The sequence below is a fragment of the Shewanella avicenniae genome (assembly GCF_017354945.1).
Lineage (GTDB): Bacteria > Pseudomonadota > Gammaproteobacteria > Enterobacterales > Shewanellaceae > Shewanella > Shewanella avicenniae.
Map to the genome: position 1 here is coordinate 2,276,297 of NZ_CP071503.1, position 12,865 is coordinate 2,289,161.

General features: G+C 49.2%; 10 protein-coding genes. 8 read left to right on the forward strand and 2 right to left on the reverse strand.

Annotated elements, in window-relative coordinates; all coding sequences use genetic code 11:
* Positions 1 to 9: 9 nt before the first annotated feature.
* From JYB87_RS10055 to JYB87_RS10090, 8 genes are all read left to right on the forward strand, one after another.
* On the forward strand, positions 10 to 1,500 hold the full coding sequence (locus JYB87_RS10055; RefSeq protein WP_207353375.1) for a UxaA family hydrolase: 1,491 nt from the start codon (positions 10 to 12) through the stop codon (positions 1,498 to 1,500).
* Positions 1,497 to 2,432, forward strand: a complete 936-nt coding sequence (locus JYB87_RS10060; RefSeq protein WP_228729834.1) for a sugar kinase — start codon at positions 1,497 to 1,499, stop codon at positions 2,430 to 2,432. The genes JYB87_RS10055 and JYB87_RS10060 overlap by 4 nt, the downstream gene beginning before the upstream one ends.
* A gap of 218 nt (positions 2,433 to 2,650) precedes the next feature.
* Positions 2,651 to 3,280: a bifunctional 4-hydroxy-2-oxoglutarate aldolase/2-dehydro-3-deoxy-phosphogluconate aldolase gene (gene eda, locus JYB87_RS10065; RefSeq protein WP_207353376.1), complete on the forward strand. Its 630-nt coding sequence runs from the start codon at positions 2,651 to 2,653 to the stop codon at positions 3,278 to 3,280.
* 192 nt (positions 3,281 to 3,472) lie between these two features.
* Positions 3,473 to 4,918 carry a glucuronate isomerase gene (gene uxaC / locus JYB87_RS10070; protein ID WP_207353377.1) on the forward strand — a complete coding sequence of 482 codons (1,446 nt, stop codon included), beginning with the start codon at positions 3,473 to 3,475 and terminating at the stop codon, positions 4,916 to 4,918.
* 67 nt (positions 4,919 to 4,985) lie between these two features.
* Positions 4,986 to 8,123, forward strand: a complete 3,138-nt coding sequence (locus tag JYB87_RS10075; protein WP_207353378.1) for a glycoside hydrolase family 2 TIM barrel-domain containing protein — start codon at positions 4,986 to 4,988, stop codon at positions 8,121 to 8,123.
* A gap of 310 nt (positions 8,124 to 8,433) precedes the next feature.
* Complete coding sequence (locus JYB87_RS10080) at positions 8,434 to 8,715, forward strand: hypothetical protein (RefSeq protein ID WP_207353379.1); 282 nt, start codon at positions 8,434 to 8,436, stop codon at positions 8,713 to 8,715.
* 47 nt (positions 8,716 to 8,762) lie between these two features.
* Complete coding sequence (locus JYB87_RS10085; protein ID WP_207353380.1) at positions 8,763 to 9,233, forward strand: hypothetical protein; 471 nt, start codon at positions 8,763 to 8,765, stop codon at positions 9,231 to 9,233.
* 63 nt (positions 9,234 to 9,296) lie between these two features.
* Entirely contained in the window at positions 9,297 to 9,671 is a 375-nt protein-coding gene (locus JYB87_RS10090) for a hypothetical protein (protein ID WP_207353381.1), read from the forward strand.
* A 129-nt stretch (positions 9,672 to 9,800) separates the two neighbouring features.
* Here JYB87_RS10090 and rnd read toward each other — a convergent pair whose 3' ends face one another.
* Positions 9,801 to 10,916 (reverse strand): ribonuclease D, encoded by a 1,116-nt coding sequence (gene rnd, locus JYB87_RS10095; RefSeq protein WP_228729835.1) that lies wholly within the window; start codon positions 10,914 to 10,916, stop codon positions 9,801 to 9,803.
* Positions 10,917 to 10,991: 75 nt separating this feature from the next.
* Positions 10,992 to 12,665 carry a long-chain-fatty-acid--CoA ligase FadD gene (fadD, locus tag JYB87_RS10100; protein WP_207353383.1) on the reverse strand — a complete coding sequence of 558 codons (1,674 nt, stop codon included), beginning with the start codon at positions 12,663 to 12,665 and terminating at the stop codon, positions 10,992 to 10,994.
* Positions 12,666 to 12,865 lie beyond the last annotated feature (200 nt).

Sequence of the window (12,865 nt, forward strand, 5' to 3'; positions counted from 1 at the left end):
GAGCGAACCATGAAACCGATTATTCGTTTACATCCCAGCGATAACGTTGCCATCGCCCTCGCGCCACTCAGCGCTGGCACCGAAGTTGAGGTTGATGAGCTGCAATTACTGCTGCAACAAGATGTTGAAAAAGGCCACAAAATCGCCCTGTACGATATTGAAGCTGGCAGCGATGTCATTAAATATGGCTCACCCATTGGCCACGCCTTGAGTACCATCGGTGTGGGCACCTGGGTGCATACCGATCAGATTAAAACCAACCTCAATGACGAGTTGGAATATCGCTACCAACCGATAGCGAACAGCGTAGCGCCGCAAGTCGATGACTCTCCGGAAGTGATGATCTATCGCCGCGCCGATGGTCAAGTGGGGATTCGTAACGAGCTGTGGGTGATCCCCAGTGTCGGCTGCGTCAACGGCATGGCAGCGCAGATGGTTAAGCAGTTCTTGCAACGCCATCCGCAGTTAGAGATTGATGGCGTGCATGTATTTCCGCATCAGTTTGGTTGTTCGCAGCTCGGTGATGATTTGCAGATGACCAAAAAGCTAATGCAAAACATGATTGAGCATCCCAATGCCGGCGGTGTCTTGGTGGTTGGCTTAGGCTGCGAAAACAACCAAGTGGCAGCACTGAAATTGGGCGTAGAGCATCGTAGCGACGACCGCGTGAAATACCTCATCACCCAGCATGTTGAAGATGAAGTAGCAGCAGGTGTCGAGCAACTTGAAGCACTGTATCAAGTGATGCGTCACGATCAACGCGTGCCCGGCAAACTCACCGAGATTCATTTTGGTTTGGAATGCGGCGGCAGTGATGGGCTCTCCGGCATTACCGCCAACCCCATGTTAGGGCAGCTATCCGACTATTTGATTGCCCGAGGTGGCACCACGGTACTCACTGAAGTGCCAGAGATGTTCGGCGCGGAAACCATTTTAATGTCGCGATGTAAAGATGAAGCCACCTTTGAGCAGCTTGTCGAGATGGTTAACGGCTTTAAACGCTATTACAAAAAGCATGATCAGCCCGTGTATGAAAACCCATCCCCCGGCAACAAAAAAGGTGGGATCACCACGCTGGAAGATAAATCGCTCGGCTGCACCCAAAAAGCCGGCCAAAGCAGTGTTGAGGCGATTTTAGATTACGGTGAACGGTTACAAAAACCAGGGCTGCATCTGCTCAACGCGCCCGGCAATGATGCAATCGCCACTAGCGCCCTCGCCGCCTGCGGTTGTCAAATGGTGCTGTTTACCACAGGCCGTGGCACGCCTTATGGGGGTTTTGTGCCCACCCTGAAAATTGCCACCAACTCCGAATTAGCCAACAAGAAAAAACATTGGATCGATTTTGATGCAGGCCGCTTGATTAATGATGTCTCGATGGCCGAACTGCTGGATGAATTTATCGCACTGCTGGTGCGCGCCTGTAACGGCGAAGCAGTGAAAAACGAGCTAAATGATATTCGTGAGATCGCCATTTGGAAGCAAGGGGTGACCTTGTGAGTAGCCTAATCCCTACCCCCAAAAAAGTCGCCATTATCGGCGAATGCATGGTGGAATTATCTGGCCAATTGATGGGCCAAATGCAGCAAGGTTTTGGTGGTGACACCCTTAACACCGCGGTGTATCTCAAGCGGGTAGCTGGCATTGCAGCGCAAGTCGCTTATGTCACCGCGATGGGGCAAGACTCGCTCAGCCAAGCGATTATTGAGCGTTGGCTACAAGCCGACATCGACTGTCAGTTTGTGCTACGCGATCCAAGCCGGAATGCTGGGTTGTATCTGATTGAAAATGACGCCAATGGCGAGCGCAGTTTTCACTATTGGCGTAACCAAGCCGCTGCGCGTTATCTGCTGCAACACCCAGATATCGAGGCTGTATTAGCAGCGCTAAAAAGTTATGATTTGATTTACCTTTCTGGTATTAGCCTCGCCATTCTGCCCGCAGAGGACCGCGGCAAACTTATCGATTTTCTGATTCAAGCGAAAGCCGCTGGCGTTACCCTCGCCTTTGACGGTAATTACCGCGCCCGTTTGTGGGCATCGACCAGTGAAACCCAAGCCATTTATAAGCAGTTGTATGCGCTTTGTGATATCGCATTGCTCACCTTTGATGATGAGGCCGCTCTATGGGGCGATAGCGACGTTGAAGCCGCGTTTGACCGCTTAGGCGAATATCAAATCAACACCTTGGTGCTGAAAGTGGGCGGCGATGGATGTTATCTGCAACACGCCAACCAACGCCAGCATATTGCCACCACGCCGGTAGCTCACGTGGTAGATACCACCGCTGCAGGTGACTCATTTAATGCTGGATTTTTGGCCGCTTGGCTGATGGGGCACTCACATGAGCAAGCGGCTGGTTGGGGCAATCAACTAGCAGGCCAAGTGATTCAGCAGTCAGGTGCTATTGTGCCAACCGCGCCATTGGTTTGAGCCATATTTGAAGCGCAGCTGTCGCAGCTTGAGTAAAGATGGACTGTGCTCTCTCTTATCTGTGAACAAGCGTGTACGGAAGCGCAATTTTTTGTAGATGAGAGAGTTTTGTAGATGAGCAAGCTTTTGTGGATAAGCGAATTTTAGTCGTAAGTGCGAGTAACACAGAACAGCACAGCGACCACTTAAAAACTATAAATTAAGTTAGGAGCGCATTCATGGCGTCATTTAAAGCTTTACTGGGGGAACAGGTGTTGCTGCCCATTATTCAGGCAGACACCGCAGCGCAAGGGGTGGCTATCGCGGGGGCGATGCAGCAAGCAGGAATTCATTTGGTGGAAGTCGTACTACGCACCGAAGCCTCTATCGCGGCGATGCAAGCAATCAAAGCGGCCTATCCCAACATGGTGGTCGGTGCAGGCACGGTGACCAATGCAGAGATTCTAAAAGTGGCGATTGCCGCAGGTGCTGATTTTATTATCACCCCAGCCGTATCGCCAAATTTGCTTAGCCAATTGTGTGATTGCCCGGTGCCAGTCGTGCCCGGCGTGTCGAACTCTGCTGACGTGCTGTTGGCGATTGAACATGGTTTTACCGAATTAAAACTGTTCCCAGCCACCTTGTCTGGCGGCGCGGCGTTTATCAAAGCGATGGGCGCGGTATTCCCTCAAGTTAGCTTCTGCCCAACAGGCGGGATCAGCGACAAAAACAAAGATGAGTTTTTAACGCTACCTAACTGCTTGGCAGTGGGCGGCTCTTGGGTTGCTCCAAGCGATTGGGTTGAATCCGCCAGCTGGGACAAAATTACCGCCGCCTGTGCTCAGGCGAACCAAGCATTAGCGGGCTAATTGATGGCATACTGTGCACAGATTTTCGGCAGCGATGCTGCGTTACTCACAAAGTTACAATCTCTTGTGCACTGCGATTGCCACCGGTAGCAATAGAATGGTAAAACTAGCCTTAAATTTTTACGCCATCATTTTTAGAGATCGCCTCGAAACATTGGACGTTGATGACGATCTGCTTATTGAGGAACCATCATGACTTCTGCAGTTATTCCATTAGAGATGCATCCAGACCGTCTCTTTTCTAGCGATAAAAACGTGGTTGCCATTGCGCGCGAGCTTTATGAAGCGATAAAAGACCTGCCGATTGTCAGTCCTCACGGCCACACAGATCCCCGTTGGTTTAGTGAGAACCAGAATTTTCAAAACGCGACTGATCTGCTGATAAAGCCAGATCACTATGTGTTCCGTATGCTCTACAGCCAAGGGATTCCATTAGAAGCCTTGGCGATTCCGCAACGTGGTTTACAGGGCGACCGCAGCCAAGATAACGCGGTAGATCCGCTCGAAGTGTGGAAGATTTTTGCCAAACACTACTATCTGTTTGCAGGCACGCCTTCTGGCTACTGGCTCGACTCAACTTTCGCCAATGTGTTTGGTTTTAAAGATAAACTTTGTGAAGCCAATGCCGCCGATTACTACCATGAAATCAACCGCCAGCTGCAATCAGCTGCATTTGCACCGCGAGCTTTGATGGATAAGTTCAATATCGAAGTGATTGCCACTACTGAAGGCGCGCTCGATGAACTGAAACAACATAAAAAGCTCACCGGCACTAATTTCGAAAAACGAGTGGTGACGACCTTCCGCCCAGATGATGTAGTCGATGCCAGCCGTGAAGATTTTATCGCCAACGTGCAAACCCTAGGCGAGATTACAGGCTGTGACACCACAAACTGGCAAGGTTATCTGCAAGCGATTAAAGCGCGTCGGCAATATTTTATTGAACATGGCCGCGCTACCGCCACTGACCACGGACATCCAACTGCACTCACCGCTGACCTTTCGCAGGCAGAATGTGAAACCCTGTTTAAGCAATGTGTTAGCGGCGAAGCCAGCAAAGCGCAACAAGAGCTGTTCCGTGGCCAGATGCTGACCGAACTTGCAGGAATGAGCATTGAAGATGGCTTGGTGATGCAGATCCATCCGGGCGCACATCGCGACCACAACAAACGTATTTTCGATATCTATGGCCGCGATAAAGGCGCCGATATTCCATCACAAACTGAATACGTGAATGCGTTGAAACCACTGCTGAGCAAATACGGCAACAACATGGATCTGCGCATCATTCTGTTTACGCTGGATGAAACCACCTACAGTCGCGAACTAGCGCCACTGGCAGGTCATTATCCGACCTTGAAGCTTGGCCCAGCATGGTGGTTCCACGACAGCCCTGCCGGTATGTTAAGGTTCCGCCAGCAAGTGACTGAAACAGCAGGCTTCTATAACACCGTTGGTTTTAACGATGACACTCGTGCCTTCCTGTCGATCCCAGCACGTCATGACGTGGCACGTCGCGTAGATTGTCGTTATCTGGCGGAGTTGGTGGCTAACCACCAAATTACATTAGCGGATGCGAAAACACTGTCATATCAGTTAACCTACGGGCTAGTAAAACAAGCGTATAACTTCAAATAAGATAGAGGCACTGGTAACTGACCTCGCAATTAACCAATGACAAACGCTTAAATATTGGGGACTTTTTATGATTAGCCATCTGTTTAAGCGCACCAAAACGTGCGCTGTTGTACTCGGCTTAATGTCATGTGTACCGTATCAGCAACTGCAAGCTGCTCAAGTTAATGATTGGGAAAACCCAGCAGTATTTGCGGTAAATTCTCTGCCGGATCGCGCCTTTTTTATCTCCTATCCGACCAAATCGTTAGCGATGGCTGGAGATGAACAGGCCTCAGCTCAATACCATTCGCTCAATGGCCAATGGCACTTCAACTTTGTTGAAACACCTGCGCAGCGCCCGCTCGATTTCTTTGAAAAAGATTTTGATGTATCAAAATGGCCGCTGATCAAAGTGCCATCAAACTGGCAGCTGCAGGGGTACGACTACCCTATCTATGTGAATCACGGTTACGGCTTTCCAAAAAACAAGCCGCTGGCGCCTGAGTACGATCCGGTTGGCTCTTATCGTCGTGACTTTACCGTGGCTGACGACTGGCAAGATAAACGCATCATTCTGCACTTTGGCTCAGTAAAGTCTGCCTTCTATGTGTGGGTCAATGGCAAAAAAGTCGGCTACAGCCAAGATGGCAAACTGCCCGCCGAATTTGACATCACCGATTTCGTCAATAAAGGCAATAACAGCCTGTCTGTGCAAGTATTCCGCTGGAGCGATGGCAGCTATCTTGAAGACCAAGATATGTGGCGCATGAGCGGTATTCAGCGCGATGTATTCCTGCAAGTGGTGCCTAAAGTGCAATTGTGGGATTTCCATGCCGATACATCGCTGCAAAACAGCTTTAAAGACGGTCTGCTCGATCTGAGCGTTAAACTGCAAAACAGTGACAGCAAAGCCCAAGATGTTGCACTGCATGCTGCAGTGTATGATGGCGACAAGTTGCTTTGGCAAAACAAAACCGAACTCAGTATTGCTGCGGGCAATACCGAAATCATTGAAAAGACCCATCAATTTGCCAATGTCGGCGCATGGTCAGCAGAAACACCCAAACTGTACGACTTGGTGCTGACCTTGAGCCGCAAAGGCGAGCAGGACCAAGTGGTGCGTCAAGCACTCGGCTTCCGTAACGTTAAAATTGAAAAAGGTCAGCTGTTGGTGAACGGCCAGCCGATCATCATCAAAGGGGTAAACCGCCACGAGGTTGAAGCGAAGAACGGCCAAGCGATTGGGCGTGAGAGCATGCTGCGCGACATCCAATTGATGAAGCAGTTTAACGTAAACACGGTACGTAACTCGCACTACCCCAATGACCCTTACTGGTATCAACTGTGCGATCAGTACGGCTTGTATGTGGTCGATGAGGCCAACGTGGAATCACATGGCTATGGCTTTACCCCAGAAGGCAATATCGGTAATGATCCGCAATTCAAGGATGCCATTCTTGAACGCATTAAGGGCATGATTGAGCGCGATAAAAACCACCCATCGATTATCTCGTGGTCATTGGGCAATGAAATCGGCCCAGGCCCGAATATGTCTGCCGCCTATCGTTACGTGAAGTCGATTGAAGACAACCGTATCGTGCAGTTTGAAACCCGCGAAACTTGGTTCAAAGAGAAAATGACCGATGTGATTGGCTGGATGTACGCCGACCGCAACGAAATCACCACCAAGTACCTTGATAAGTACCCAGAGCAGCCATTTATTTGGGTGGAATACGCTCATACCATGGGCAACGCCGGCGGTAACCTAAAAGAGTTGTGGGACTATGTCTATGAGCATCCACAAGTGCAAGGCGGCAGTGTATGGGATTGGGTTGACCAAGGCTTAGAGCAAACAGACGCCAACGGCAACATCTACTACGCCTATGGCGGCGACTTTGAACCGAAAGGCACCCGTAACGCCAATAACTATCTGGCCAACGGCTTGATTGGTTCTGATCGCAATCCGCACCCCGATTTGTATGAGCTGAAAAAACTCTACCAAAACATTGTGGTTAAGCCGCAAGCCAATGGTGAATACCTCATTACCAACCGTAACTTCTTTAAAGATTTAAGCGATGTTACCGGTCAATGGGCGCTGTTAGAAAATGGCACAGTAGTAATGCAAGGCGAGCTGCCAACGCTGCACACCCCACCACAAGGCGACAGCACAGTTAAAATCGCTCAATTGAACGGCTACCCATTCAAAGATGGTAAAGAATACCTGCTCGATTTTAAATTTGTGAGCAAGGCGAAACAGGGCGTGATTCCGGCTGGGCATGTAATGGCCGCTGATCAATTTATACTGCAATCGCCAATGGCAGCTCCCGTGGTGAGTAAGGCCGCGAAGCTGAGTTTGAATGACGGCGACAAGCTCATCAGCGTCACCAGCGATGCAGTCAAGCTTGCCTTCAACAAGCAAACAGGCCGTTTGCAAAGCTATCAAGTTGACGGTGTTGAGTTGATTAAAGCAGGTGAAGGCTTGTTCCCTAACTTCTGGCGTGCGCTGACCGATAAGGACTTCGGTAACCGCTTAGGTGAGAAGTCTGCCGTATTTAAAGATGCTGCAGCGACGGCCAACGTCACCGATGTTGAGATTGAGCAAACCCAAGGGCAAGCCAATATCCGCTTTACGTTGGACTTCCCTGCACTGAAGAGCTCGGCCAACATCAGCTATCAAGTGGGTGCTAAAGGTGAAGTACTGGTGGATTACCAAGCAACGCTGAGCAAGGAATTGCCTGAGATGCCACGCTTTGGCTTAAAGATGCAACTGCCAGAAGGCTTCGATAACGCCAGTTGGTATGGCCGTGGTCCTTGGGAAAACTACCAAGACCGTAAATACGCGGCGGATTTAGGTATCTACCACGCCAAAGTGAGCGAGCTATATACGCCATATATTCGTCCGCAAGAAAACGGTAACCGTAGCGACACCCGTTGGCTGACCATCACCAATAAAGATGGCGTGGGTCTGAAAGTGATTGGCGATCCGCAGTTTGATTTCACTGCGCATCACAACACCATTGCTGATTTTGACTATCCAAAAGAAGCACAGCGCCACATCAACGATATTCAACCGCGGCCATTGACCGAGTTGATCCTCGATCTGCGTCAACGTGGTGCCGGTGGTGATAACAGTTGGGGCGCAACCCCTTACGATCAATATCGATTATTGCCGGAAAAACAGCAGACGTATGAGCTCAAGCTGTTGCTGCAACCTATCAGCAAATAGCGGCAACCAATCAGCGAATCATGGCTGAAAATTAACAGCAAACGGCTCCACTAGGAGCCGTTTTTTTTTGGCAAAATCAACTCCACTCTTGGCTGTTCTTAGCCAAATTCACACTCGCTAAATCAGCAGTTAGTCATTGATGATTAACAATATTCTTACAATTGAAAAATATCCAGCAAGCTGATTGCTAATTAATCAATAAACAGGCTAACATTCCGTCTTCATCTCGGTTACCACTCAACTGAGATGACGCAGTCAGGCTGAATTTTCACCGTCGCGCTGCCGTTAATTTTCTTTCCATGAGCGAAATATGATCGATGAAAACTTGGCGATGATCGCCAAACAACGTAAACAGATTTACCTAAGACAAGCGATTGCCGACTACCACTTGGAGTTATTTGGCGACTACCTTGCTGAGCGTAATAAATACAAAGAATTATTGGGTTTTGACGCCATTCGTTTTTACCTTTGTGTGAAGCACAACTATACGCCGATGCAAGTTCAACAGATGTCATCGAGCGAATTGCGTTTTCTGCTCAATGAAGAGATGCGCTACTGGACACCGCCAAAAGAGTTAGCTTGGTCGGTGTAACTCTCTCCATGCTGCGTGTCGGACTCGCGCAGCAAGATTGAATAAGGATGTTTAACTTGAATAATGCCGGTATCTCTTTAGTGACAGCCGCCCTATTCACCCTATTAGTCGGCTGTAATGGCGATGACAGCAAGGCAAACGAACCCGTAGCGGTAGGCGAATGTGGCGCGCATGGCGTACCACGCATTAACGTGCGCTTACATGATTCACTGGATGATGCGCTTGTTATCGACGATGCCACAGTGCTAATCATTGAAGAGAGCGAAACTGCAAGCCAGCAAGACTATGCAGAGTATATTCCTGAAGGCGAAACACATTTAGCAGGTGAACCCGGCGCCTATTTCACCTTAATGACCATCAACGCCATCAGCTACAATATCAATATCGAAGTCACGGCCGAGGGCTACAACGCCGCAGTGGTCAAAAACATCCCCTTTGAACTGGATTCAAGCTGTATGGCAGAAAACAACGTCAGTTACGATGTGTATCTGTGCCCGTTGAATACCAATTGCCTGTGATGCAGTGTTAAGCACGTGCTGGGAGTCGTTATGGTGATCAGTTGCTGCGTGTTAGTACTGGGATTGATGATTGTTTACTCGCAATACACGGGTGGATTGCCGCTGCAATATCGGTGGCGCAATTGTTGTGGTAAAGATTGGAAAAGACGCTTTGCCGATGTCCCCAAACAGGATATTAGAAAGTTTTTAGCTCTGTTCGCAGGCGCATTTGCTTTTGCACCAAAGCAAAAACTGAAGTTTTCACCGGACGACAAAATCCTTGTTATCTACCAAGCACTTTATCCAATAAAAGCGATGCCTGACGCGCTAGAACTGGAAACACTTGCAACGGATTTGGCGCAAGCTTATGGAGTTTTATTGCAAGATATTTGGCATGATGACTTGAGTCTAGGTGAACTGTTTGAAAGCACGTTAAATCACATCACTGCAACGGACTAAGCACCCAGATTTGTCGCTTACATCACTCGCTTAGACCGAAATAAACCAGCCCCGCAATCATTTAATACAAATGATTGCGGGGCTGGTTGTTTAGCTGTCTAAATAGCGCTTAAGAATTACTCACAAAGACTACAGCTGAGACTCAATTTGCGCTAATGCCTCGGCGGTTAAACTGCCACGCCAGCCTTGCAACACTAGGGGCTCAGCAGCGATTTTACCGCCCCACTGCCACTCGAGATACTCGTGAATCAATTTCTTAGATCCCAGCAGTTCAATTGGCACTTGGCGCGTTTCAGAGATATCAGTCAACACCGCTTTGATAATCTTAAACGCGGATTTATATCCAGGCTTTAACGCCAACACATCCAGCGGCTCTGGCAGACTTTGCAGGTCGACGTTGTCCAGCGCCTTCAACAGCTCTTTGCCATAAAAACGTTTTTCATGATCGTTTAAATCCCGTGATTGCAGCAGCTCGTTCATCGATCGCGGTTGCTTCTTCGCTAACGCAATCAGGGTGTGATCTTTCAGCACAAACCCAACTGCCATATCGCGTTTAATCGCCTTGGCAAGCCGCCATGCTGCTAACGAACGCAGCACCGCCAACTCTGTCGGCTCCAACTGAAAGGCATTCTTCACTTTCAGATAGGCTTGCTGCATATCGGCTGCTTGCAAACGCCCTTCGGTCATCCGTTGGCTTTCTTCATAGGCCCATTCCAAGCGGTTTTGCTCAACCAGTTTGTCACGCAGCATGGGATAAAGCTGGTACAGATACTTCACGTCGTTAGCGGCATAAAACAGCTGTGCATCGGTCAATGGGCGCTTAATCCAGTCGGTGCGAGATTCGCCTTTATCCAACTCAATATCCAGCAATTGCTGCACTAACTTGGCGTAACCTAAGCCATGCCCCATTCCGGCAATCGCAGCAGCAATTTGAGAATCAAGCAAGGGCGCAGGCTGGCAGTTGCCATGATGGGCGAATACTTCCAGATCTTCGCTACCTGAATGCAGCAGTTTGAGAATATTCGGATTACTCAACAGTGCCCAGAACGGGGATAAATCTTCAATCGCCACCGGATCGATTAACGCTAAGGTTTCACCATCATACGCTTGAATAAGCCCCAGACGCGCATAATAGGTACGAGTACGCACAAATTCCGTATCAAGCACCAGTAGCGAACAACGCTCATACTGCGCAACTAATGTTTGCAACGCATCAGCAGTATCAACGTATAAAAAATCTTGCAAAACATACTCCTGTAATGAAATGTGGCGGCAATTCGACAATGAAAAAACCGGCATTACATGCCGGCTTTTTGTGGATTAGGCTGACTTCGCTTCGTCCCGAAGTTCCCTTCGCAGGATTTTGCCCACATTACTCTTTGGCAATTCGTCACGGAATTCTACCAGTTTTGGCACCTTATAGCCCGTTAAATACTGACGGCAATGGGCGATGATGTCATCTTTGGTCAAAGATTTATCCTTGGCCACCACAAACACCTTCACAATTTCACCACTGGCTTCATTTGGAATGCCGACCGCCGCGACTTCAACCACTTTGCCGTGCAGCGCAATAACATCTTCCACTTCGTTGGGAAACACGTTAAAGCCGGACACCAGGATCATGTCTTTCTTACGATCGACAATGTAGAAGTAGCCGGTTTCATCCATGTAGCCGATATCCCCCGTGGCAAGCCAGCCGTCTTTATCAATCACTTTGGCCGTTTCTTCTGGGCGATTCCAGTAACCTTTCATGACCTGTGGGCCTTTGGCAAATAACTCGCCGATTTCACCTTGTGGCAAGGAGTTACCGTCATCATCGCGGATCTCAATCCATGTCGATGGCAGTGGGAAGCCGATAGAGCCGTTGTATTCTGCCATGTTGTGCGAACATGCAGCCACTACCGGCGATGCCTCGGTCAAGCCGTAACCTTCTAGCAATTTACTATGGGTGATGCGCTGCCATTTCTCAGCCACCGCGCGCTGTACCGCCATACCGCCGCCCACCGTGAGTTTCAGCCCTGAAAAATCCAATGAAGCAAACTCTTCGTTGGCCACCAGCGCATTAAACAGAGTGTTAACCCCAGTAATCGCGGTGCAGGGGAATTTACGCAACTCAGCGACAAAACCGGGAATATCACGTGGATTAGTGATCAGCAGGTTTTCAGAGCCTTTGTGCAAAAACAGGAAGCAGTTCACCGTTAGCGCAAAGATATGGTACAGCGGCAATGCGGTGACCACATGCTCTTTGCCATCATCCAGCAGTGGCGAAAATGTCGCATCCGCCTGCAGCACGTTAGCAACCACGTTTCTGTGCGTTAGCATTGCCCCTTTGCTCACGCCGGTCGTGCCGCCGGTGTATTGCAAAAAGGCGAGATCCGTTGGTGCAATTTCCGGTTTGACATATTGGCGATGCCGCGCCGTCCGCAGCGCTTTACGCATAGAAATGGCATTAGGCAGCGAATATTTCGGCACCATGCGCTTGATGTACTTGATAACAAAGTTCACCAGTGTACGTTTTGGCACACCCAGCAAATCACCAATGCCGGTGATAATCACATGCTCAACCGGCGTATCATCCACCACCTGTTGCAGCGTATTAGCAAAGTTAGACACCACCACAATCGCTTTGGCCTCAGCATCAATCAGCTGATGCTTGAGTTCACGCGGGGTATAGAGCGGATTAACGTTGACCACCACCAAACCAGCTCGCAACACACCAAACAGCGCGATGGGATATTGCAGCAAGTTAGGCATCATCAGCGCTACGCGGTCACCCTTTTTTAAGCCTAAATCGTTTTGCAGATAGGCGGCAAAAATGCGGCTTTTCTCTTCTAATTTTCGGTAAGTTAGCTTCACGCCCATGTTGACGTAAGCAGGTTGATCGGCAAAACGTTGCACGGCGTTTTCAAATAGCGCCACTAAAGAAGGAAAACGATCCGCATCGATTTCAGCAGGCACCTCGGCAGGTAACTGATTTATCCAGCGTAGATCCACAAATCTCTCCTAAATGTCCGGTAACAGTGCTGCTGGCATGACCCTTTGCTTAATGCAAATGTCAGCATACTGCGCTTATCGTTTTAGTTATCCGGCGGCCGTTATTGGCCACACATCACGGTGTATCAATCACCACGAGCAAAAATCATACGCCCGTTTGAATTTCGGTCATCTTCACATAAAAATGGCAGGAATCCTAG